This window comes from Stenotrophomonas sp. KH_029 (assembly GCF_057839765.1).
The window spans coordinates 3981358-4004526 of sequence record NZ_CM174498.1 but is presented as its reverse complement, the minus strand read 5'-3'; the positions used below and the strand labels follow the sequence as shown (position 1 = coordinate 4004526).

Sequence of the window (23169 nt, the reverse complement as noted above, 5' to 3'; positions counted from 1 at the left end):
TCTAGCGGGAAACGCCGCGCAGGTCTGCCCCCCGCTGAATTGCCCTGCACGGCAACGCCGGTTGCCGGCCGTGGCGGTATCCTTGGCGCATGGCTTACGAACGTTTTGATGCCCCCGCCGCCGCCGCACCGTCGCGCTGGGGCCAGTACTGGAAACTGATGCGCGCCGATCGCCCGATCGGCACCCTGCTGCTGCTGTGGCCCACCTGGTGGGCGTTGTGGCTGGCCGCCGGCGGCCAGCCGCCGCTGTGGACCCTGCTGGTGTTCAGCGCCGGGGTGTGGCTGACGCGTTCGGCCGGCTGCGTGATCAACGACTACGCCGACCGCTGGCTGGACCCGCACGTCAAACGCACCAAGGACCGCCCGCTGGCCAGCGGCCGGGTGAGCGGGCGCGAGGCGCTGGTGTTGTTCGCGGTGCTGATGCTGGTGGCCTTCGCGCTGGTGCTGACCCTGAACGCGCTGACCATCGGGCTGAGTTTCGTCGGCATCTTCCTGGCCGCCAGCTACCCCTACCTGAAACGCTACACCCACCTGCCGCAGGTCTACCTGGGCATGGCCTTCGGCTGGGGCATCCCGATGGCGTTCGCGGCGGTGCAGGGCGAAGTGCCGCTGATCGGCTGGCTGCTGTATGCCGCCAACATCCTGTGGTCCACCGCCTACGACACCTGGTATGCCATGGTCGACCGCGACGACGACCTGAAGATGGGCTCCCATTCCACCGCCATCCTGTTCGGCGAGCTGGACCTGGTCATCCAGGGCATCCTGTTCGCCCTGTTCCTCGGCGCGATGGGCCTGGTGGGCCTGCGTGCCGGCCTGGGTACGGCGTACTGGCTGTCGCTGGGCGTGGCCGCGGTGCTGATCGCCTACCAGTTCCTGCTGTGCCGCAAACGCGAGCGCGACCCGTGCTTCAAGGCCTTCCTGCACAACAACTGGGTCGGCGCGACCCTGTTTGCCGGTATCGCCGCGGCGCTGGCGTTCCATTGAGGCCGATGCCGGGCACGGTCCGGCATCGGTAGTGCCGGCCGCTGGCCGGCTTGGCGATCATTCCCGGGGAGCCGGCCGGCACTACGACCATTGGGCGACTGACACCGCGCGCGCCAGGCGACAGAATCCAACCCATTGAATGACCTGGGAGGGGGCGATGGCCACAGCGACGGCGGTGCACGATGGTTGGATGGCGCGGGCAGCACTGCGCTCGGCGGCCTGGGCGGAAAAATGGTTTCCCGACGCCTATGTGTTCGCCGTGCTCGGCGTGGTCATCGTGGCCGGCGCGGCAATCGGCTTCGGCGCCTCGCCACAGGCCACCGCCAGCGCCTTCGGCGAGGGCTTCTGGAGCCTGATCCCGTTCACCATGCAGATGGCCTTCGTGGTGATCGGCGGCTATGCGTTGGCCACCGCGCCGATCGTGGCGCGCCTGATCGACCAGCTGGCCCGCGTGCCGCGCAGCGGCCGTGGCGCGGTGGTATATGTGGGCCTGGTCAGCATGCTGGCCTCGCTGCTCAGCTGGGGCTTCTCGCTGGTGTTCGGCGGCCTGCTGGTGCGCGCGCTGGCCCGCCGCGAAGACCTGAAGATGGATTACCGCGCCGCCGGCGCCTCGGCCTACCTGGGCCTGGGCGCGGTATGGGCGATGGGCTTGAGTTCTTCGGCCGCGCAGCTGCAGGCCAACCCGGCCAGCATGCCGCCGGGGCTGGTGGAAATCACCGGCGTGCTGCCCTTCACCGAAACCATCTTCCTGTGGCAGTCGGTGGTGCTCACCGCCGCGCTGATCCTGGTCTCGCTGCTGATCGCCTGGCTGACCGCACCCGGCCCGGCCACCGCGCGCACTGCCAGCGCGTTCGACGGCGCCGCCCAGGCCGAGCCGCCACCGCTGCAACCACGCACCCGGCCCGGCGAATGGCTGGAATACAGCCCGCTGCTGACCGTGCTGCTGTCGCTGCTGGCCTTCGGCTGGCTGTTCGGCGAGTTCGCCAGCAAGCCGCTGGTCAGTGCGATCGCCAACCTCAACACCTACAACTTCCTGTTCATTTCGCTGGGCCTGCTGCTGCACTGGCGGCCGCGCAGCTTCCTCAATGCCGTGGCCAAGGCGGTACCCAGCACCACCGGCGTGCTGATCCAGTTCCCGCTGTACGGCGGCATCGCGATGATCCTCACCCACGCCACCGGCAGCGGCGATCAAACCCTGGCACACCGGTTGTCCAGCCTGTTCGTGCAGGTGGCCACCACCGACACCTTCGCCCTGGTGATGGGCGTGTACTCGGCGGTGCTGGGCTTCTTCGTGCCCTCCGGCGGCGGCAAGTGGATCATCGAAGCGCCGTATGTGATGCAGGCCGCCAACGAACTGAAGGCCCACCTGGGCTGGGCGGTGCAGGTCTACAACGCCGCCGAGGCGCTGCCCAACCTGATCAACCCGTTCTGGATGCTGCCGCTGCTGGGGGTGCTTGGGCTCAAGGCGCGCGACATCGTCGGCTTCACCTTCATCCAGTTGCTGGTGCATATCCCGCTGGTGCTGGGCCTGCTATGGCTGCTCGGCATGACCCTGACCTATGTGCCGCCGGTGATGCCGTAGGCAGTACCTGGGGGGCTCACGCCACCTGCCAGCCGCAGGGGGCCAGTTCGAGCAGCGCTTCCAGCACCGTGCCTGCCATGGTCGGGTCCAGCTCGGCGGCCAGCACCGCCGCCAGCCGTCGGCGCAGGCCGACGGTGAACAGATGCGGCGCGGCCGGCAGGCTGGCATGGGTGGCGGCCACGGCCGCCTCCAGCTGCACCGCCAGGGCGATCCGGCCATCCTGCTGCGCCGGCGCCGGTTCGCCCAGCTGCCGGCACAGCACGCCGTAGCAGGCCTGCACCAGCGGCCGCGGCGGCAGTGCCGGCGGCAGGTCCGCTGCGGCATCGGCCTCGATCCGGTCCTGCAGCGCACACAACCCGGCCAGCCGTTCGGCCGCCGCCAGCGGGCCGGCCAGCAGCGCGCGCAGTTGCTGGTCCCACCGCTGCCAGGCGGCGCGGTCCGCGCCGAACGCCCGCTCCAGCCGGCGCCGCAGCCGGCTGTGCAGCGCATCGGCGTCGCGGCGTGGGCTGGGCGCGTCCAGCGTGCGCAGCACCTGGTAGTCCTCCAGCAGCGGTTCGTGCAGTTCCGGCGCCTGCGCACGCGCCCAGTGCCGGATCCGCACGTCCTCGGCCCGGTAGCCATCGGCATCCTGCGCATCGGCGTTGACCGCATCGCGCAGCAGCGAACAGAAATGCAGGTCGTGGCGGTAGCGCAGGCCGCGTTCGGCCGGCAGGTAGTGGGCCGCCTCGGTGTGCGCGGCGCACAGCGCGGTTTCAAGCTGCTGGCCAAACCCGGTGACGCGCGCGTGCAGCAGTCTCCGCCGTCGCCGGTGCGCATCGCTGTCCCGGCCCTGCGTGTCCAGCACCCAGCGTGGGCCGAGGTGGTCGCGGCAGGCATGGAAATCATCGCTGGCCGCATGCGGCAGCAGCGCACGCAGCCGGCGGTGCTGCCGCGGCAGCTGTGCGTGGCCGTGCTGCAGCGGTTGCGGGCCCCAGCCATCGAAGGCGGAGGCGTCGGCCAATGCCGGTGGTGTACGCAAGTCCACCATCAGCGCGCCGCGTTTGTCCGGATGCGGCAGGTTGATCGCTGCCATCCAGCGCAGCAGTGCCGCGCGTGGCAGGGCGCAGTCGATGTACAGCACGGCACGGCGCCGGTCGCGTGGCAGCCGGTGCTCCGGCCTGGGCACGATCAGCAATTCGGCCTCCTGCCGCAACGCTTCTGCAGGCAGGTCTGCGGCCAGCGCGCAGTGCAGCAGGCCGGCCTGCTCGAACGCGCGCAGGTAGTGGCGCGCCTGGGCCATGCCGTCCACCAGCAGCAGCGCGCCCAGGTCGCGCTCGGCCTGCGCGATGCTGTCGCCGAAGTGCAGGCCGATCGTTTCGGCCACGCCGATGTGGCGCGTCGTCGTGGCCGCAGGACTGGCTGCGTTACCGGCGGCGCTGTGCGTGGCGGTGGTTGCCGGCTCGCATCGCGCTGCATACAGCACCGGGATGATGCTGCCCTCGGCCACCGCCGCGGCGACGGGGCTGGCGAACAGCACACGGTCGTCGCCCTCGTGCGCGCAGGCCACCGGCGCCTCGGCGATGGTCAGCCATCCGGCGCGCGGCAACTGCCGCCGCGCCCGGCGCAGGCGGGCCGCATCACCGGACCAGAACGTTGCATCGAGCAGCACGATCAGGTCATCACCGGCATGGCCGCCTTCGCGGCGGCGCAGCCAGCCATGCAGGGTGGCGGCACTGACCGTCAGTTCGCGTTCCTGGCGGGCGCCCATGAACGTGGCCAGCTGCTGCGCAGGCGCGCGTGCGCGGTTGCCTTTGGCCGGTGCCGCGCCGGCCAAAGGCGCTCCCACCACCAGCACACGGCAGTGGCGCAGGGCCGTTTCGCGGCGCAGCGCCTGCAACAGCCAGCCACGCACCTGGCCGGCGCCACTGCCTGCGGCCAGGCACAGTTGCCCGCCCTGGCGGCGGCCGTTGGCGTCCACCCGGCGCAGTTGCGCCAGCCCGGCCTGCACCGCCAGGAACTGCGCGGCACTGGCGATGCGCCGCTGGCCATCGCCACCGCAGTGCACAAAGCCGCGCAGCAGCTGCAACGCCCGCGCCGGCGCGAGCACGCCGGCCAACAGCGGGGCATGCACGCCGCGCAGGTCGGCCGGGTCGCCGCCGCACGGGGCCTGGCGCAAACGTTGCAACGCCGCGCCCGCGCAATCCGGCTCGTGCCAGCGCAGCCAGTCTTCGGCCGGCGTGCCGGGCAGGCCATAGCAGCCACCACGGCGGTCCAACGCCAGCAGCAGCTGTGCCCGCGCATACAGCGGCGCCAGCGTGGCCGACTGCTGGCCGTGCAGATGGTGTTCGACCGCGCTGGCCAGATCGGCCCAGCGCCGGTGCCGGTCGCGTTCGGCGCAGCTGACCCGCACCAGCGGCAGGCCGTTGACGTAGCCGACCAGTCCGCTCGCCGTCGGTTGCGCCCCGGTGCCGGTATCGACCGCGCTGGCCTCGGCGATTTCCCAGCAATTGGCCTGCACCTGCGCCCAGTCGATCAGCGCCACCGTGACCGGTACCACCTGCCCATCGGGCAGGGTCTGCAGGGTATCGATGCCGTCCACCAGTTGCCGCTGCCAGGCATGGTTGCCGGCCAGCAACCCCTGGCGCAGCGGCGCCGGGGTCAGGTCGGCGATGATCCGCGCGATGCTGTCCGCACTCAACGGCCAGTCCTGGCCCTGCGCCGCAAAGCGTATCGCCTGCAACCGCTGCAGCAGGCGTTGCTGCCGGATGCCGGCGAGGCCGTCAGCACCGACGGGGTCGCCGTGACCGGGAGCCACGTACTCCCAGCCAAGCCGGCGCAGCCAGCCCAGTGCCGAGCGCCGCACGTTGTGGTTGTCGCGCACGGCGGTCATCGCGGCAGGCCGGCGCCGACCACCGCAGCACGGCGCACATGCGGCACCGGCCCATGGCAGGCAGTGTCGGCATCGCAAACGGAAATGAAACGGGCGCGCATGCCCGCAGTCTGCGCGCACTGCAACCGCGCTCGTCGTGTGCACCATTCCGGTTCATGTCATCGGCTGGCCGCAGAACCAAGAACTTTTGGATCGCAGTTGCGTTCTGGATAGGGCGTGTCGATTGCTCTGCCTGCCAGACCACACACCGTGCTCAGTTCGGCACGGCAACCTGCCGCTCCAGGGCGCGCAGTTCGGCGTCCAGGCCCTGCTCCAGCCTGCCCAGGTGTGCCTTCAATGCGCTGCGTTCACCGCGCAGTGCGGTCACGGCCGGGCGCTGCGCCGTGTCGTCGGCGCTGACATAACGGGCCACGCTGAGGTTGCCGTCTTCGCGGGCCAGGGCTTCGGGGCCGACGCGGCTGGCCAGCCCGGGTACATCGGTGCGTTGCCGGCATACCGCCAGCAGGCGTTCGGCGGCGGCCAGGTCCAGTTTCGGCCCGCGCCGGTGCGCCGGCGCCAGCCGCCGCGCATCCACGAACAGCACCGCCTCGTCGTTGCGCACGCTGCGCAGCACCAGCAGCGCGGTGGCTACCGGCATGCCGGCAAACAACCGGTCCGGCAGGCCGATCACGCTCTCCACCAGGTTGGCCTCCAGCAGCCGTTGGCGGATCCGCGCCTCCTCCCCGGCACGGAACAGCACCCCGTGCGGTACCACCATGGCAATCCGGCCGTGCTGCCGGTCCAGCGCCCGCAGCATGTGCTGCAACAGCGCCAGGTGGCCCCACTGGCGCGGCGGCACGCCGTGGACGTAGCGGTGGAAGGGATCGTGCGCTACCCGTTCCGGCGCCCAGCGCAATGCGAATGGCGGGCGGCACAGGTGCACGTGGAACCGCCGCAGGCCGCCATCGGCGGTGAGCAGGGCGTCATGCAGCATGGGGTTGCCGGCCCGCACGCCATGATTGTCTTCACCGTGCAGCAGCAGGCGCAGGCGCGTGCGTGCCCAGCAAGGGTCGTCCTGTTCCTGCCCGTACAGCAGGTGCCGGCGCGCGCCGTGCCGGCTGCGCGCCCATTGGCCGGCGGCCAGCAGCAGGCTGCCGTTGTGGCAGGCCAGGTCGCAGATGGTGTCGTCCTCGCCGGGGTCCATCAGTGCGGCCATCAGCCAGGCCAGCGCGTCGGGCACGTGCGCCAGCGGTGCGCTGCGCGGCTGCGGCTGGCTGCGCTCGAGCAGCCGGTCCACCGCCTCGCCGATGTCGGCCCGGTACACCCCGCGCAGGCTGCGGAAATCCAGCGCGGGGATGGCCAGCCGGGCCAGCAGCCGCGACAGCGCCAGCTCGCGCCGGTCCGGATCGCGTGGCCAGCCATCGTGCAGGCGCAGCACGTCGAATACCTCGCCCAGCGTTTCCGGGTTGGCGCGCGCCAGCTGTTGCAGGGCGGCCATGATCCGCTGGTCGTTGCCGGGCAGGAAGCGCTGCTGGTGCAGCGGCTCGAAACGCGCCTCGGGCGGCACCACCAGCAACTGCACACCGGGCGAGATCGGCGCCCCGGGATCGGGCCCGGCGGTGTCCGGGTCGGTGGCGGCGGCCTCGGTATCGCTGGCGATCTTCAGCATCAGCAACGCCAGCACCAGGTAGGTGGCCACCTGGCCGTCCTCGACCCCTTCCAGGGTGTCGCGCGCGGCGGTCAGCGCAGCCTGGGTGGCGTGCGCACCGGGCAGGCTGGCCGGGTTCATGCCCTGCATCCCTCAAGCACCCGTTCTGCCACGGCGGCAATCTCCTGTTGTCGGTTGTGGATCAAGGCCTCCAGGCATTGCCGTTCGGCCTGTGCGGCGCGTGCGATGGCAATCACCCGCTGCTGCTGGGCCAGCGGCGGCACCTGCAGCGGCAGCTGCGCCACCACCACCTTGCGCAGGCTCTGCTGGCGCGACCCGGCGGCCTGCTGGCGCAGGTAGGCCTGCGCCGGGCGCTGGTTCAGCTGCCAGGCCAGGAAGGCCGGCAACAGCACCTCCGGGTTGCCCACGCGCAGCACGTACAGGTGGGGGCTGCATACGGTGAATTGTGGTGGGTCGCGCAACAGCATCGCCATCGGGTGATTGCCGCGTGCGGCCATCAGGACATCCTGATCCTGTACCCAGTGCGGTGCCTTGCGTGGCCGCAATGCGGTGCGCAGCAGCGCATCGCGCTCCTGCAACCCGGCCACGGCCAGGTTCTTCAATTGGATGACCTGCACCGGCCCGTCGGCAACGGCAGTGATGGCGCCGCGGAACGGATGGCCCTGGCGGATGCTGGCGAGATCGCCAAGCGCGATGATGCGCGTGAGTGCGTTCATGGCGCCACCATGCGTGGCAGGGTGGAGAGGGTCAACCGCGTACAACCGCAGCATTCGCAGTGATGCAGAACAGGTGGGGCCGCATCTGCGGAACTGGGATGGAGCACGCAACGAAACCTTGCTGGCGCGCACTTTGCGGCGGTTGATTCCAGCGATGACATCAACCGCATTTGTGTGTTCGAAAAGATGTGGTCAATCGAGTTGAGCAGGTTGCGCAAACGGGTGATGCGCGAGGCCGGGTGGTATGGCACTTCGATAGCTGCAGGGAACACGCCGCGCACGTGCGATCTGGCAGTGGCGAACGTGTCGGGAGGCCGCTGAGCTGTCCCCGGTGCACTACCCGATGTAGTCCGTAAGACTCGGTGCCACAGCATTGATGTCGTGGGAATCATGGGGGGCGTTTCGAGTCTGGACGCCGGAACGATACAGCCCGATTTCGGGTATCTAAAATCCAGATAATCGGGTGCGCGTCACTGGCAGCATGTTCATTCACCTGACCAGGCATAGTGTTGGAGAGGGCATTTGCTTATTCCCATCCGCTCTCAAGCGTTGCGCCTCCCGCCGACGTCGATACGACAATGGCCAACGCCATTGGTCGCGTTGTCTTGACGATTTCCTGCGCAAAACGCCACGTCTCGTTAACCTGCCGCTGCACAGGATGTCCCCAACCCCGGCATCCCCGCCGGTGGCCACCCGGAGACCTACCATGACTCAGCAGCGCAAGCAGGATTCCCAGGATCAACGCGGCCAGCAGCAGGGCCGCGGTCGCGACCAGCAGCAGGAACAGCAGCAGGAACAACAGCAGCGCAACCAGAACCAGCAGCAGGGATGGCAGGACGAAGAAGAGTGAGGCCTGCCGGCCATGCGCAATGAAGAGCCCCGCATATCGCGGGGCTTTTTTTCAGGTTCTCCGCCGATTTGCGTGGGAGGTAAGCTGCCAAGCGCAGCCTCAGATCAAAGGCAGCTGCCCGCGTATGCGCTGATTGGGTTGGCGCGGGTGGGTTGGCGGGACACGCCGTGAACCCCGCTCCGCGGCCCGGCCCAGCCGCTGGCGGCTGGGCGTTCGAGCGCATGCGAGGCAGTGCCTCGCAGGCAATGCACTCTCACCCTTGGGGGCTTGGCGAAAACTTGCTCGCATGCGCTGTCCTGCGCATGCGGCAAGACCGGGGTTGGGCATCCTGCCCAACCCGTCCGGCGTATACGCCGGACCCATGTTTTCGACAGTCCCGCCAACCCACCCGCGCCAACCCTCCACACATGGCTGGCACGCATGGGAAAGCGTAGGTCCGAGCCACGCTCGGACAGGGTGATGCCGGAACGGAGCGCATCCGGCCACGATCGGACGTACCTGCGATGGTTGGGCCGGGAACAGGCGGCGCAGGCCCGACCGTACGCCATTGTTTCAATCCGACTGCACGCACCAACCCAGTGCCGCATCGTCCAGCACCGCCGCCGCGGTGACCCCGCTCACCCGCACACGCACGCCCTTCGCATTGGGCAGCACCCGCTGCTCTGGGAACCAGCGGCGGGTGGCATCGGTCACGATCAGCAGCCCTTCGTCGTCGCCCAGCGCGGCAAACTGCGGCGTGGGCGGCGACAGCGGCTGCAAGCCGAATACCGCATCGGCACGCGCCTGCACGTCGGCCACGCTGGCCGCCGGCAACCCCACTTCGCTGATGCAGGTGATCTCGCTGCCGTGGAAGGCGCCGCGCCGCTCCGAGCCGGGCAGGCGACGCCGGCCGATCAGCTCCAGGATCAGCCCGTCGGGGCCGGTGAAGTAGATCGATTCGGAATCCCAGCGCCCGCCGAAGGTGAAATGCTGTTGCCCTTCGGCATTGCGCTGCCGCTGCGCGCGCGCATCCAGCCAGGCGGTGGCCTGGGTGAAGCGGTTGTGCGGCACGTTGAAGGCCAGGTGCACGCCGCCTACCGGCCGTTCGCCGGCCGGCAGCAGCTGCAGCGTGGTCCAGCCGGGCTGTACCCGATCATGCTCGACCGGCAGTTCCAGCGTGTGCTGGAAGTAACCGGCCACGGCGGCCGGGTCGGACACCGGCAGGGTCAGATGTTCGATGCGCATGCGGCCATGGTGCAGCGGCGTGGTAGGGACGTCCAGCGGTTGGCGATGAGTATTCAGCTGGAAGGTGACTGACGATGCGTCATTCCCGGGAGACCAGATAGTCGGTGGGCGATACGCCCAGTGCGCGGCGGAACATCGCCGAGAACGCGCTGGGGCTGAGGTAGCCGTGCTCCAGCGCCACCTCCAGGATGGATGCCCCGGCCGCAAGGCGCGGCAGGCTGAGCAGCAGGCACATCCGCCGCCGCCAGTCCCCGAAGCTCATCCCCACCTCGCGGTGGAACAGCCGCGCCACCGTGCGCCCGCTGACATGCATGTCGGCGGCCAGGCTTTCCAGCGTCACCGGCTCGGCCGGTTCGGCGATCATCCGCTGGCACAGGCGCAACAGCTGGGCATTGCGCGGCAACGGCACGTGCAGGCCCAACCGGGGTGCCCTTTCAATCTCGTCCAGGATCAGTTCCATCACCCGGTGGTCGCGGCCTGCAGTGGGGTAGTGCAGGCCGATCCCGGTAGCGGCGATGATGGCCTCGCGCAGCAGCGGGGACACCTCGATCACCTCACAGCGGGCAGGCAGGTTCGGCCGGGCCCGCGGCGCGACGTAGAGGGTACGCATGGCGATGTCGCCGGCGATATGGATGCGGTGTTCGATGTCTTCGGGCATCCACACCGCCCGCCCCGCCGGTACCACCCAGCTGCCGGTAGCGCTCTGCACCGTCATCACCCCGCTCAGGGCATGCACCAACTGCGCCCGCGAGTGGCGGTGCGGGGCAATGTGCTCGCCATGGGGGTGCCAGGTGGCCAGGGCCGCGACCGGGCGGTCGGTGGCATGGCAGTCGCTGACCGTGCGCGGAATGTCCATATCTAGACGATGGTAGTCCGCCAGGCGGGAGAAGGACAGCGGCGATGGTGGTGTCATGTGGACCCCCGGCCACACGCCACCCCACGTGCCCCGTCCATGACTGCTTTGCGCGCCCCCCTGTTGTGTCTGTTGCTTGCCACCGCCGCCAACGGGTGCGCCGTCGGCCCCGCGGGATCGCCCCGTTCGACCATCGGCGCGCCGCCTTCGCTCGGCCAGGTGGGCAGTGCGGTGGCGGCGGCCCCTGTGGCCACGCAATGGTGGCGCCTGTATGACGACCCGGCGCTGGACGCGCTGGTGACCGAGGCGCTGCAAAACAACCGCGATCTGCAGGTGGCATCGGCCAACTTGCGCGAAGCGCGCGCGGTGCTGCGCGAACGCCAGGGAGCGCGGCTTCCGCTCACCACGGTGTCCAGCGACATCGGTTATGGCAGCACGGTCAGCGACCAGATCGCCGCTGCGTTGGATCAGACCGAGGTGCGCACCGGGCAGCGTTACGGCGCGGCGGTGTCGGCCGGCTGGAGCCTGGATTTCTTTGGCCGGATCGCGCGCGCCGTGCAGGCCGCGCGGGCCGACGCCGAGGCGACCGCAGCCGCGCAGGACAGCGTGCGGGTGGTGGTGGCCGCCGAAACCACGCGCGCCTACGTGGACAGTTGCGGCTACGCCAGCGCTGCAGGTGTGGCGCAACGCTCGCTGGCACTGGCAACGCGACGCCTGGCGCTGAAGACCGCGCTGCGTGCTGCCGGCGGTACCACGGCAATGGAGGTGGCGCGTGCATCCGCACTGGCCGGGCAGGCCCAGGCGGCGCTGCCGGCGCTGCAGGCCGGGCGGCAGAACGCCCTGTACGAACTGGCCGTGCTGACCGGGCGGCCGCCCGATGACCTAGCCGCCGCGACGGGCAACTGCACCAGCGTGCCGCAGCTGAAGGCGCCGATCCCGATCGGGGACGTTACCGCGCTGCTCCAGCGCCGGCCCGATGTCCGCCAGGCGCAGCGTCGGCTGGAAGCGAGCACCGCGCGCATCGGCGTGGCCACCGCAAGCCTCTATCCCAGCGTGTCCATCCTCGGCACGGTGGCCGGTTCGGCGCCGGAGGTGGGCGATCTGGGCCACCACAGTGCCATCGCATGGAACGTGGGGCCGGTACTTTCCTGGCACTTTCCCAACATCAGCGCGGCGCGCGCGCAGATAGCGCAGGCCCAGGCGCAGGAAGCGGCCGCGCTCGCGCGTTTCGACGCGGTGATCCTGGCCACGCTGAAAGACGTCAAACAGACACTGGCGACCCATGAGGCGGCACGGCGCCAGCGCGATGCGTTGAACACCGCCGCCGTACAGAGCGGCGAGGCGATGCGACTGGCACGGCTGGGCCAGCGCGCCGGCGCGGCCAGCGAACTGGATGCGCTGGAAGCCGAATGCAGCGACGCGCAGGTGCACGCGGCGCTGGCCGCGGCCGAGACCGACCTGGCGTTGGGCCAGGTCGCGCTGTTCAAGTCGCTCGGTGGCGGCTGGGAGCAGGCGCCTGCCGTGCACACCCCGGTGATCACCCGCCGCGCCGACCCCGCGCGCCGGTTCCCTTCCCCCACCCTCTGAACATGACCATGACCGATACCACTCCCCCACACGGTGCACCTGTCGATATGGCCGGCCGCCGCCCGCCGATGATGCGCAGGCCGCTGGTGCTGGCCACCCTGCTGTTGCTTGCCCTGGCCGCGCTTGCCGCCGGCATCCACTGGTGGACTGCGGGCCGCTTCATGGTCGGCACCGACAACGCCTATGTCCGCGCCGACATCGCCACCATCAGCCCGCGCGTTGCCGGCTACATCGCCAGCGTGCAGGTGGGTGACAACCAGCGTGTCGCCCGCGGCGACATCCTGGCAAGGCTGGATGACCGCCACTACCGCAACCACGTGGCCCAGGCCGAAGGTGCCGTCGCGGTGGCCCGCGCCAAGGTCATGGCGCAACAGGCGGCCATTGCCAACCTGGACGCGCAGCGCCAGCGGCAACGCAACGTGATTGCCGCCGCCAGCGCCGACGTGCGGGCGCGCCAGGCCGACCTGCGCCAGGCCACGCTGGAGTACCGGCGCGAACAGAAACTTGCCCATCAGCAGGCGTCCGATGCCAGGCACCTGGAAGCGGCCGACGCCAGCGCCACGCGCAGCGCGGCGGCGGTGGACGCCATGCGCGCCACGGCGGCGGCAAGCGTTGACTACGCTGCCGTGCTGGCCACCGAACGCCAGCGCGCCACCGCCGCGCTGGAGGAGGCCCAGGGCGCATTGCTGCAGGCCCTGGCTAGCCTTGCGCTGGCCAGGCTGGAGCTGGAACACACCGTGGTCCGCGCCCCGATCGCCGGCACCGTCGGCCAGCGCAGCGTACGGGTGGGCGAGTATGTCGGGGCCGGCGCGCCCTTGATGGCCGTGGTGCCGCACCAGGTCTACATCGTCGCCAACTACAAGGAAGTGCAGCTGGAAGGCGTTGCGCCGGGCCAGCGCGTGCAGATCGAGGTCGACGCCTTGGGCGGGCAGGCGCTGGCCGGGCACGTGGAGAGTTTCGCGCCCGCTTCCGGCGCCCAGTTCGCGCTGTTGCCGCCGGACAACGCGACCGGCAACTTCACCAAGATCGTCCAGCGCATCCCGGTACGCATCGCGGTGGATGCCGGGCAACGCAGGCTTGCCTCGCTGCGGCCGGGAATGTCGGTGGTGGCCGAGATCGATACGCGTCCGGCGCGCGCCCGATGAGCGCCGCCGCAGCCGTTCGGTCCGAAGAGGCGGTTTCGCTGCGCGCCTGGGTGGCGGTGATCGGTGGCGTGGTCGGTTGCTTCATGGCCGGCATGAACGTGCATGTCACCAATGCCTCGCTGCCCGACGTGCGCGGCTCGCTGGGTGCCACCTTCGAGGAGGGGTCATGGATCACCACCGCCTACCTGGTCGCGGAGATCATCGTCATTCCATTGGCCGCGTGGCTGGCCACGGTGTTCACCATCCGCCGCGTGCTGATGGTGGGCGCGGCCGGCTTCGTGGTGTTCTCGCTGGCCTGTTCGGTCGCGCCCAACATCCAGGCCATGATCCTGGCGCGTACGCTGCAGGGCGCCTTTGGCGGCGTGCTCATTCCGCTGTCGTTCCAGCTCATCGTCACCGAGCTGCCGTCATCGAAGCATCCGTTCGGCATGGCCCTGTTCGCCATCGCCAACAATGTTGCCCAGGCGGCGGGGCCGTCGCTGGGCGGCTGGTTGACCGATGTGTATTCCTGGCGGGCGATCTTCTACCTGCAGGTGCCGCCAGGCCTGCTGCTGCTGGCGGCGATCGGCTGGTCGATCCGGCCCCAGCCCATGGCCCTGGAGAAACTGCGGACCGGCGACTGGGGCGGCATCATCGCCATGGCGCTGGGCTTGTCCGCGCTGCAGATCATGCTGGAGGAGGGCGGGCGCAAGGACTGGTTCTCATCGGCCTTCATCCTCGAAGCGGCGCTGGTTGCCGTAGTGGGCCTGGTGGCCTTTGTCACCATCGAACTTCGGCGCAGGGAACCTTTCCTCAACCTGCGGCTGCTGTCCAGCTATAACTTCGGCCTGGCCAGCCTGATGCAGTTCACCTTCGGTGCGGTGGTATTCGGGGTGGTGTTCCTGATCCCCAACTACTTTGCCGACGTGCACGGTTACAACGCCCGCCAGATCGGCCAGACCATGATCCCCTACGGCATCGTGCAGTTCATCATGTCCTTCGCCACCCCGCCGTTGATGAAGCGCACCAGTGTCAGGACCGCCATCGTGCTGGGCTTCATCATCATGGCGGTGGGCTGCCTGATGAACATCCACCTGGATGCCAACGCGGCCAGCAACGTTATCGTGCCGTCGCTGATCGTGCGCGGCATCGGTCAATCGCTGATCGTGGTGGCGCTGAGCGTGATGGCGGTGGAAGGCCTGGAGCGGTCCGAGCTGGGGTCGGCGGCCGGGGTGTTCTCGATGGTGCGCAACGTTGGCGGCGCCATCGGCATCGCGGTGGCCAGCCAGTTCATCGTCACCCGCGAACGCCTGCACGCCTTCCACATCGGCGAGGCGGTGACGCCGTTCTCGGCGGCCACCCAGGCGCGTGTCATCGAACTGGTACGGATGTTGGCCAAGGCACCGGTCGACGCTGCCTCGGCCCTGTACGGCAGCGGCCATGCACTGGAGCGGCAGCAGGCGTTCGCGTTGCTGGACAAGGTCGTGCATCGCGAGGCGCTGCTGCTGGCCTACAGCGATGCCTTCCTGGTGGCCGGTATCGCCATGCTGGCCTGCGCAGCGGCAGCATGATGCTGCGGGGGAAGCCGCGGCGTGCTTCGGGTGCGGCGCAGTAGCGGCGTCGGCCAGCGTCCGCGGTGGCGGCGGCATCGCATCAAGATCGACAATGGTGCGCGTCACGCGAACGATGCGGGAGGCGCGGTGTGCACGCTGATAGGGGCGCTGCCCCTACACCCCCGCTAGAATGCGCGCAGGACGCCATCCAGGGGGATGCATGGAGCGGGAATGACTGGAGTATCTGCCGCCATGCAGGGCCGCCGTCGGGAATTTCCGTGGATGCTTGTGTTCGGCGTTCTCTTATGGAGCACGCCATACGCTGAGGCCGAAGAATCCGCCCCCCTTTCTTTGCCTTTGATGGAGAAGGCGCCATGAACAATGAAGACTCGCTGTTTTTCACCTGCGGCCTGGTCGTAAAGGCTGGCACGGTCGTCGTTCCTGCACAGTACAACTCCCTGCCGGACGAACAGATGTCCAGGGTCGCCTTTTGCTTCGACGGGGACTGGGTGTACAACGACGTGGACAACGACGTCATCGGCGCCCTCTGCTTCAGGCGCAGCGACAACAGCCTGTGGATGCTTGGACGAAACGGCAACCTGCGGCATGTGACCTCTGGCGCGGCGGACTTCACCCTGGCCAACATCCGGGGAAAATTCCAAGACCATCGCATCGAAATCGGCCGGCTTGGCGAGCTGCTGTGCATACGGGAGATCGGCAACGAACTGTATATCTGCGGCCAGTCCTCCCAGGTCTATCGCTACGCAAACGGGGCCTGGTCGAACATGAGCCCGCCTGGGGCGAAAGTGGGCTCTCCTACCCTGGAGAGCCTGGACGGCCTGTCGCACAACGACATCTACGCGGTGGGCGAAAAGGGCCTCATCCTGCACTACGATGGGTCGCGCTGGAGCAGGCTGGACGCTCCAACCGATCGCCCGCTGTCGTGCGTTCGGTGCAAGAGCGGCGATGAGGTCTACGCGTGCGGCAACGATGGTGTGTTGCTGGTCGGAAACTGCAATGGATGGCGTGCAATCAATACAGGCAGGGCCATGAATTTCTGGGACATGGCGCTGTACAACGGGCAGCTGTACATTTCCCATGCGCATGGCCTGATTCGATACGACGGGCAAGACTTCGTCGATATCGACACGGGCATCAGCCCCGCTCCCGGCGCCCACAAACTCGATGCCCACGATGGACTGCTCTACTCCTTTGGTGCCGACCACATACTCGAGTTCGATGGCGATCGGTGGGAGCAGGTGATATGCCCGCACAACACCTGAGTTCGCCCGCTACATCGATAGTTCCACGGTGCCCCATCGGGGGGGGGCAGGGAGACGCGCATGCGGGTCCTGCAGTAGGGGGCAGGTTGTATGCCAATTCTAGGAAGGCACGCCGCGCAACTCCGCACATGCATCTTCAACGACGCTGAGGAAGCTGGGCAGTGAGAACTTCATCTTTGCATCGGCCTCAAGAATTCTGGCCAGATGAAAGAACTCGATTTCAAGCTCGCCATCAGTTCGCTCCCGATCAATGCGGCAAAGCAGTTGTGACGCAAATGATATTTCTGCAGCGAGCGATTCAAAGCTCGCAGGACTTACAATGTCAATTGAGAACTCGGCCATAGTCCACCTGTTTCTGATTATCCAAGAGTGTGCGAATCGAGCGCATCGGTTTACAGGCTCGGCGTTGTGGTGCCGGAGCCTCCGCAGCGTATAGCCCTGCGCCTTCCGGTTGGAACCGCCCTAGCCCCCACCCCGATCCAACTGCCGATACCCGATCGCCTCGGCCACATGCGCGGTGGCGATGGCGTCGCTGCCGTCCAGATCGGCAATGGTGCGCGCCACGCGCAGGATGCGGTGCATCGAGCGGGCCGACAGCTGCAGCCGCTCCACCGCGTCTTCCAGCAGTTGCTGGTCCTGGTGGGTGAGCCGGCAGTGTTCGCTCAGCTCGCCGGGCAGCAGCTGCGCGTTGGGTTTGCCGCTGCGGTCCAGTTGCCGTTGGCGGGCGGCGATCACGCGGGCGCGCACGGTGGCGCTGTCTTCGCCGGGCGGGGCGTCGTCGCGCAGCGCGCGCGGTTCCAGCCGCGGTACGTCCACGTGCAGGTCGATGCGGTCCAGCAGCGGGCCGGAGATGCGGCCGCGGTAGCGCTGGATGCTGTCCTGGCTGCAGCGGCAACGGCCGCTGCGGTCGCCGGCCCAGCCGCAGGGGCAGGGGTTCATGGCCGCCACCAGCTGGAAGCGGGCCGGGAAGGCTTCGCTGCGGGCGGCGCGAGCGACGATGACGTGGCCCGATTCCAGCGGCTCGCGCAGCACTTCCAGGGCGTGGCGGCTCCACTCGGGCAGTTCGTCCAGGAACAGCACGCCGTTGTGCGCCAACGAGATTTCGCCCGGCCGCGGCGACGAGCCGCCGCCGACCAGGGCGACCGCGCTGGCGGTGTGGTGCGGGGCGCGGTAGGGGCGCTGGCGCCAGCGCGCGGTGTCGATGCCGCTGCCGCTGCACGATGCGATGGTGGCCGTCTGCAGGGCTTCATGCTCGGTGGCCTCGGGCAGGATGCCGGGCAGCCGCGAGGCCAGCAGGGTTTTGCCGCAACCGGGGCTGCCGAGCAGCAGCAGGTGGTGGCTGCCGGCGGCGGCCACTTCCAGCGCACGCCGGGCGTGTTGCTGGCCGCGCACATCGCGCAGGTCGGCGATGGTGGCGGCGGCAACCTCGGTGGGCACCGCCGGCGGCAGGTTGCCGCTGGCCAGGCCGGCGCAGACTTCCAGCAGGGTGCGCGCCACGCGGACGTCGGCATGCCGGGCCAGTGCCGCTTCGCTGCCGTTGGCGGTGGCGATGACCAGGCTGCGGCCCTGTTCGGCCGCGGCGATCGCCGCCGGCAGTACGCCGTCGACGCCGCGCAGTTCGCCGGTCAGCGCCAGCTCGCCGAGGAATTCATGCTGGGCCAGCAGCTGGCGGTCGATCTGGTCGCTGGCGGCCAGGATGCCCAGCGCGATGGCCAGGTCGAAGCGGCCGCCTTCCTTGGGCAGGTCGGCCGGGGCCAGGTTGATGGTGATGCGCCGTTGCGGGAAGTCGAACTGCGAGCAGATCAGCGCGGCGCGCACGCGGTCGCGCGATTCGCGCACGGCCGCTTCGGGCAGGCCGACGATCTGGGTATGCGGCAGGCCGCCGGTCAGCATCACTTCGATCCGCACCGGCGGCGCGTTGACGCCGGCGCGGGCGCGGCTGTGCACCAGTGCCAGGCTCATGCGGTTTCCAGAAGACCGAGGGTAGGGCCGATGATGGCCGCGTGGCGTGCGTGGGTATGTAGGCCCAAGCCCTTGCCTGGGGTCGGTGTTCTGCCGGGTAGGGCGCGGGCCGCTAGACTGGGCGGCCCTGCCAGTACGATCTTGAACGACATGGATATGCAGCGCCGCCACGGCCCGGTCCGCCTTGTTGCCATCGACATGGACGGCACCCTGCTCAACCCGGCCCATCAACTCACGCCGCGGGTGAAACAGGCCATCGCCGCCGCCCGCGCGCAGGGCGTGCGGATCGTGCTGGCCAGCGGCCGGCCGGTCTCGGGGTTGGCGCCGTTCCTGGCCGAGCTGGGCCTGGAGGGCGAGCAGGATTACTGCATCGCCTGCAATGGCGCGCTGGTGCAGAACATCGGCACCGGCCAGCGGGTGGTCGAGTTTCCGCTGAGCTTCGATGACTTTTTGTTCTGCGAGCGGGTCGCGCGCGAGCTGGGCATCCATTTCCAGGCACTGGACGGCCGGCGCATGTATACGCCCAACCAGGACATCAGCATCTATACGGTGGCCGATTCGCATCTGTCCCAGGTGCCGTTGTCCTACCGACGGGTGGAGGACATGGACCGTTCGATGCAGTTCATCAAGCTGATGATGGTCGACGCACCGGAGGTGCTGGATGCGGCCATCGCAGGCCTGCCGGCCGCGCTCACCGACCGTTTTGCGGTGCTCAAGAGCGCGCCGTTCTTCCTGGAAGTGTTCGACCACCGCGCCGGCAAGGGCCCCGGCCTGCAGCGGCTGGCCGAGCACCTGGGGGTGGAGCCGGGGCAGGTGATGGCACTGGGCGACCAGGAAAACGATCTGACCATGCTGCAGTTCGCCGGCACCAGCGTGGCGATGGGCAACGCGATCGCGGCGGTCAAGCAGGCCGCGCGCTTCGAGACCGCGTCCAATGCCGAGGACGGGGTGGCGCTGGCGATCGAGCGGTTCGTGCTGCAGGCGCCGTAAGCGCGCCGGCTCAGGCGTCGGGCGTATCGCGGCGGCCTGCTTCCAGCGCGGCCACGGCCTGCTCCAGCGCCTCCAGCTTCTGGCGGGTCTTGAGCAGCACCGCACGCTGCACGTCGAACTCTTCGCGGGTGACCAGGTCCAGCTTGCCCAGGCCGGCCTGCAGGGCGCTCTTGAAGGTGGCCTGCAGTTCTTCGCGCGATTGGCGCAGGCCCGGCGGAACCATGTCGCTGAGGCGGCGGGCCAGGTCGTCGAGGTGGTTGAGGTCGATCATGCGGTGCTCCGCTGGGTGGTCGGCGGCAGGGCGCCATGACCGGGCTGAAGGGGTGTATACGGTAAGGATAATCCGCAGCGTGACGACCGGCACCGGCCGGGTGCATCGCGTTCATCGGCGGACAGGCGTTATCCTCGCTTGCCGGCAACAAGGAACCAAGCAGATGAAGATGGTCATGGCGGTGCTCAAGCCGTTCAAGCTCGACGACGTGCGCGAAGCGCTGGCCGAACGTGGTGTTACCGGGATCACGGTGACCGAGGTCAAGGGTTTCGGGCGCCAGAAGGGGCATACCGAGTTGTACCGCGGCGCCGAATACGTGGTCGATTTCCTGCCCAAGGTGAAGATCGAGGTGGCCGTTACCGACGGCCAGGTCGAGGAAGTGGTGGAAGCGATCGTCAAATCGGCCGGCACCGGCAAGATCGGCGACGGCAAGGTATTCGTCTACGACCTGGGCAGCGTGGTGCGCATCCGCACCGGCGAACTGGACGCCGACGCGCTGTAGTGGCGCGCCGCGGCCGGACCCTGTGTCAGGCGTGGCCCTTGAACCAGCGATAGAACCGCTTCCAGCCCACCCGCAGGCCGGCCACCCAGCGCGGGTCGGCCACCAGCGCGGCCTGCGCGGGGGTGGGTTCCAGGCCGGTCTTGCGCTGGCGCATCTTCAGCAGGTTCTTCATGTCGCTGCGGCGCAGCTGGCGCGATACCGGGTGCAGCGGCAGCCAGCGCGGGCTGCGCCAGGCCGAGGTGAAATCCACCAGCACCGGCACCCCGCCGCTGACCATCACATTGGTGCCGTGCAGGTCGTTGTGGGTGATGCCGGCCGCATGCAGGCGGCCCAGGGCGTACTGCAGCTGTTCGAACACCTCCACGCCCACCGAGGTGGCGCTGCTCAGGGTCTGGCCGGGAATGAACTCCATGCCCAGGGCCAGCCCGCCGAGGGTACCGAGCAGGGCCGGGGCGTGCTTCCAGCCGCTGAGCAGCTGCAGGATGCGCGCTTCGCGGCGCACCAGCAGGCGGGCCAGCGGGGACAGGGGAGTGCCGCGGTAGCGGGTGTAATCCTTGACCACTGCCGGCTGCCCGTTCAGGCAGGTGCGGTAGACATCGGGTTCCAGCAGGCGTTCACCGCGCTTGAGCAGCTCGGCGGGGGCGGTGTCGGGGACACACGGGGCAACGGGATGGGTCATGACGTTCTGGGCGACCCGGCGGTCGGCGCAATGCGTCAGGCGTACCGGTGCTGCTTTCAGTGGATAGCTAAGATTCCGTTAATTTTAGTACTCGGCAGTACACGAAACCAGTGTTTGTAGGAAAAATGTCGTAACCGGGGGTGGAACAGTTCGTCGCGCCGGACGCGGCAGTCCGTCCCCTTCGAACAGGGCTCCACATTCAGTCGGTTACTGCCGCCGACGCCGGCGTGATGCCGCGCAGGAACGCCAGCAGTGCATCGCGGAACTGATCCAGGCCCGGCTGCTCAATCGGGAAATGCCCGCATCGCTCAAGCAGCACCCGTTGGCGCGGTGCGGCCAAGCGGTTGAAGAAGGGGTCGCTGATCTCCACCGGCGTCCACGCATCGCAGGCGGGGTGGGCCATCAGCACCGGGCAACGGTCGAACTGCTCCGGCTCCAGTGCGGGGGCGGTGTCGAACAGCGAGGCCAGCAGGCCCAACGGCACGCGGTTGCCGCCGCCGAGCGGGTCACGGCAGACCAGGGCGGCCAGTGCCGGGTTGCGCGACATGCGCTGCATGTGGGTGAACCAGCGCACCGGCACGCGCAGGCCGCGGCTGACCCGGCTGACCCGGCTGACCCGGCTGAGCGGGCGCAGGGCGGGCAGCAGGTGGCGCATCCATGGCTGGCGGACCAGGGCGGCCTGCACGACCGGGTCGCGGGGGTCGGCCAGGGTGGTGGCCACCAGGCCGCGCACCCACGGCGATTCGGCCGCCACCAGGTAGGCCAGGTAGCCGCCGATGCTGGCGCCGAGCAGCACGATCGGACGCGGCCGCCGTGCGTGCTCGGCCGCGATCAGCGCCAGCAGGATGCGTTTCCAGGCGGCGTAATCCACCTGCGACCAGTGCCCCGCGCTGCGCCCATAGCCGGGCAGGTCCGGGGCCAGCACCTCATGGCCGGCGACCGCCAGGCGCTGCGCGAGCGGGGCGAACATCCGCCCGTAGCCGCCGGCGCCGTGGACCAGCACGACGGTCAGCGCGGCATTGTCGTCGCCGTGGCGATCCAGCTGCAGCAGCCCCTCCGGACCGCTGAATCGGTCCGCACGGGGTGCCCGCGCACCCTCCAGTGGGGCGAAAAACCCTTGGTAGGCCTGGCTGAGCGGGGGTAGGGGTGGTCGTGGGCAGGGTGTGGCATCGGCACAGTCTAGGCGAGCGGTCCGGCCACGCCGCGCGGAACCTGGCGCGATGCCTGCTTGACCGCAGCGCGGGGGGTGCCGACCATACGCTGTTGATTGCGACAACGGCGGCCGCCCCCGTCCCGGCACGTCCCCGCCCCTTGTCCCCTACCGGTGCCGGCCCCGCCAGGCACCGACCCCACCGCTTAGGGTCCAGGAATACCGATGACCAAGATCGTGCTGGCAGTGCTGTTCGTGGCCTGCGTGCTGTACATCCATTACCGCGGCAAGGTGCGCGCGCGCTGGTCGCGCCAGTTGCTGGACCATTCCAGCTTCATGGCCCCGATCAACGTGATCATGTACCTGTTCTCCAAGGTACCCACCACCCCGTTCCTGGACCCGGCCAAGGAGTTCCCGCAGCTGGAACCGCTGCGCCAGAACTGGCAAATGATCCGCGACGAGGCGCTGGCGCTGCGCGATGCGGACAAGATCGCCGCGTCCAGCACCTACAACGATGCCGGCTTCAATTCGTTCTTCCGGCGCGGCTGGAAGCGGTTCTACCTGAAGTGGTATGGCCCCTCGCACCCGTCGGCCAAGGCGCTGTGCCCGCAGACCACCGCGTTGCTGGAGTCGCTGCCGGACGTGCGCGCGGCGATGTTCGCCCAGCTGCCCTCGGGCAGCGAACTGCGCCCGCACCGCGACCCGTTCGCCGGTTCGCTGCGCCTGCACCTGGGCCTGGCCACGCCCAACGACGATGCCTGCTACATCGTGGTGGACGGCATCAGGAAGAGCTGGCGCGACGGGCAGTGGATGATGTTCGATGAGACCTTCATCCACCACGCGCACAACGAGACCGAGCACGACCGGGTGATCCTGTTCTGCGATATCGCCCGCCCGCTGCACCTGGGCCTGCCGGGGCTGTTCAACCGCGCGGTGGCCGCCACCCTGCTGGCCGGCGGCGCCTCGCCGAACCTGCCCGGCGATCCCACCGGTGGGGTCAACAAGGCCTTCGGCGGTGTCTACAAGGTGCGCCTGAAGGCCAAGGCCCTGCGCGAGCGCAGCGTGGTGGCCTACCAGGTGATCAAGTGGGGCCTGGTGCTGGCGGTGATCGCCGGAATCTGGGCGATCTGAGCCGGGATGGATGCGGTTGCCGGCCAGCGGCCGGCACTACCCCGGAACAACAAAAAAACCCGCGCTGTTGCCAGCGCGGGTTTTTTTGTTGGGCTTCCATCGCCATTCCATCCAACCAGGAGCCCCCCTTGAGTCAAGGGGGGCGCGCCGACAGGCGCAGGGGATGTGGATGCTGACAAGCCGGAGCCCCAGGGTTTGCGACGCAAACCCTG

The 23169-nt window shown here is 69.0% G+C and carries 20 protein-coding genes; 10 read left to right on the top strand and 10 right to left on the bottom strand.

The features are described from left to right. The first annotated feature begins 89 nt into the window (after nucleotides 1-89). Both ubiA and AC3ITM_RS17985 read left to right on the top strand, forming a co-directional pair. Nucleotides 90-983: a 4-hydroxybenzoate octaprenyltransferase gene (gene ubiA / locus AC3ITM_RS17990; protein ID WP_489266989.1), complete on the top strand. Its 894-nt coding sequence runs from the start codon at nucleotides 90-92 to the stop codon at nucleotides 981-983. A gap of 157 nt (nucleotides 984-1140) precedes the next feature. Further along, complete coding sequence (locus AC3ITM_RS17985; protein WP_489266987.1) at nucleotides 1141-2565, top strand: short-chain fatty acid transporter; 1425 nt, start codon at nucleotides 1141-1143, stop codon at nucleotides 2563-2565. Between the two features lie 16 nt (nucleotides 2566-2581). Here the strand turns inward: AC3ITM_RS17985 and AC3ITM_RS17980 are convergent, their stop codons facing one another. From AC3ITM_RS17980 to AC3ITM_RS17970, 3 genes are all read right to left on the bottom strand, one after another. Further along, nucleotides 2582-5434, bottom strand: coding sequence for a type I restriction endonuclease (locus AC3ITM_RS17980; protein ID WP_489266985.1), 2853 nt, complete (start codon nucleotides 5432-5434; stop codon nucleotides 2582-2584). A gap of 253 nt (nucleotides 5435-5687) precedes the next feature. Next, entirely contained in the window at nucleotides 5688-7202 is a 1515-nt protein-coding gene (locus tag AC3ITM_RS17975; RefSeq protein WP_489266983.1) for an HsdM family class I SAM-dependent methyltransferase, read from the bottom strand. Further along, entirely contained in the window at nucleotides 7199-7798 is a 600-nt protein-coding gene (locus AC3ITM_RS17970) for a restriction endonuclease subunit S domain-containing protein (RefSeq protein WP_489266981.1), read from the bottom strand. The genes AC3ITM_RS17975 and AC3ITM_RS17970 overlap by 4 nt, the downstream gene beginning before the upstream one ends. Nucleotides 7799-8504: 706 nt before the next feature. Here AC3ITM_RS17970 and AC3ITM_RS17965 point away from each other — a divergent pair. Beyond that, complete coding sequence (locus AC3ITM_RS17965; RefSeq protein ID WP_489266979.1) at nucleotides 8505-8648, top strand: hypothetical protein; 144 nt, start codon at nucleotides 8505-8507, stop codon at nucleotides 8646-8648. A 552-nt stretch (nucleotides 8649-9200) separates the two neighbouring features. Here AC3ITM_RS17965 and AC3ITM_RS17960 read toward each other — a convergent pair. Together AC3ITM_RS17960 and AC3ITM_RS17955 are read right to left on the bottom strand one after the other, a co-directional pair. Next, complete coding sequence (locus tag AC3ITM_RS17960; protein ID WP_489266977.1) at nucleotides 9201-9872, bottom strand: VOC family protein; 672 nt, start codon at nucleotides 9870-9872, stop codon at nucleotides 9201-9203. 79 nt (nucleotides 9873-9951) lie between these two features. Beyond that, nucleotides 9952-10785, bottom strand: coding sequence for an AraC family transcriptional regulator (locus AC3ITM_RS17955; RefSeq protein ID WP_489266975.1), 834 nt, complete (start codon nucleotides 10783-10785; stop codon nucleotides 9952-9954). Here AC3ITM_RS17955 and AC3ITM_RS17950 point away from each other — a divergent pair. From AC3ITM_RS17950 to AC3ITM_RS17935, 4 genes are all read left to right on the top strand, one after another. Continuing rightward, nucleotides 10738-12312: an efflux transporter outer membrane subunit gene (locus AC3ITM_RS17950; RefSeq protein ID WP_489266973.1), complete on the top strand. Its 1575-nt coding sequence runs from the start codon at nucleotides 10738-10740 to the stop codon at nucleotides 12310-12312. The genes AC3ITM_RS17955 and AC3ITM_RS17950 overlap by 48 nt on opposite strands. Nucleotides 12313-12320: 8 nt before the next feature. Beyond that, on the top strand, nucleotides 12321-13457 hold the full coding sequence (locus tag AC3ITM_RS17945) for an HlyD family secretion protein (protein WP_489266972.1): 1137 nt from the start codon (nucleotides 12321-12323) through the stop codon (nucleotides 13455-13457). Continuing rightward, on the top strand, nucleotides 13454-15007 hold the full coding sequence (locus tag AC3ITM_RS17940; protein WP_489266970.1) for a DHA2 family efflux MFS transporter permease subunit: 1554 nt from the start codon (nucleotides 13454-13456) through the stop codon (nucleotides 15005-15007). Before AC3ITM_RS17945 ends, AC3ITM_RS17940 begins: the two co-directional genes overlap by 4 nt. A gap of 356 nt (nucleotides 15008-15363) precedes the next feature. Beyond that, entirely contained in the window at nucleotides 15364-16272 is a 909-nt protein-coding gene (locus AC3ITM_RS17935) for a beta propeller repeat protein (RefSeq protein WP_489266968.1), read from the top strand. Between the two features lie 99 nt (nucleotides 16273-16371). Here the strand turns inward: AC3ITM_RS17935 and AC3ITM_RS17930 are convergent, their stop codons facing one another. Further along, nucleotides 16372-16614 carry a hypothetical protein gene (locus AC3ITM_RS17930; RefSeq protein WP_489266966.1) on the bottom strand — a complete coding sequence of 81 codons (243 nt, stop codon included), beginning with the start codon at nucleotides 16612-16614 and terminating at the stop codon, nucleotides 16372-16374. Nucleotides 16615-16734: 120 nt separating this feature from the next. Then, entirely contained in the window at nucleotides 16735-18234 is a 1500-nt protein-coding gene (locus AC3ITM_RS17925; protein WP_489266965.1) for a YifB family Mg chelatase-like AAA ATPase, read from the bottom strand. A 150-nt stretch (nucleotides 18235-18384) separates the two neighbouring features. Between AC3ITM_RS17925 and yidA the strand changes: the two genes are divergently transcribed. Continuing rightward, nucleotides 18385-19224: a sugar-phosphatase gene (yidA, locus tag AC3ITM_RS17920; RefSeq protein WP_489266963.1), complete on the top strand. Its 840-nt coding sequence runs from the start codon at nucleotides 18385-18387 to the stop codon at nucleotides 19222-19224. A gap of 10 nt (nucleotides 19225-19234) precedes the next feature. Here the strand turns inward: yidA and ubiK are convergent, their stop codons facing one another. Then, nucleotides 19235-19495 carry a ubiquinone biosynthesis accessory factor UbiK gene (ubiK, locus tag AC3ITM_RS17915; protein WP_228886030.1) on the bottom strand — a complete coding sequence of 87 codons (261 nt, stop codon included), beginning with the start codon at nucleotides 19493-19495 and terminating at the stop codon, nucleotides 19235-19237. Between the two features lie 163 nt (nucleotides 19496-19658). On the opposite strand from ubiK, the gene AC3ITM_RS17910 reads away from it, so the two are divergent. Next, on the top strand, nucleotides 19659-19997 hold the full coding sequence (locus AC3ITM_RS17910) for a P-II family nitrogen regulator (RefSeq protein ID WP_228886029.1): 339 nt from the start codon (nucleotides 19659-19661) through the stop codon (nucleotides 19995-19997). A 25-nt stretch (nucleotides 19998-20022) separates the two neighbouring features. Here AC3ITM_RS17910 and AC3ITM_RS17905 read toward each other — a convergent pair whose 3' ends face one another. Together AC3ITM_RS17905 and AC3ITM_RS17900 are read right to left on the bottom strand one after the other, a co-directional pair. Then, nucleotides 20023-20676 carry an RIO1 family regulatory kinase/ATPase domain-containing protein gene (locus tag AC3ITM_RS17905; protein ID WP_489266960.1) on the bottom strand — a complete coding sequence of 218 codons (654 nt, stop codon included), beginning with the start codon at nucleotides 20674-20676 and terminating at the stop codon, nucleotides 20023-20025. 199 nt (nucleotides 20677-20875) lie between these two features. Next, nucleotides 20876-21679 carry an alpha/beta hydrolase gene (locus AC3ITM_RS17900; protein ID WP_489266958.1) on the bottom strand — a complete coding sequence of 268 codons (804 nt, stop codon included), beginning with the start codon at nucleotides 21677-21679 and terminating at the stop codon, nucleotides 20876-20878. A 372-nt stretch (nucleotides 21680-22051) separates the two neighbouring features. Here AC3ITM_RS17900 and AC3ITM_RS17895 point away from each other — a divergent pair, with 372 nt between their 5' ends. Then, entirely contained in the window at nucleotides 22052-22957 is a 906-nt protein-coding gene (locus AC3ITM_RS17895) for an aspartyl/asparaginyl beta-hydroxylase domain-containing protein (protein WP_489266956.1), read from the top strand. Nucleotides 22958-23169: the final 212 nt, after the last annotated feature.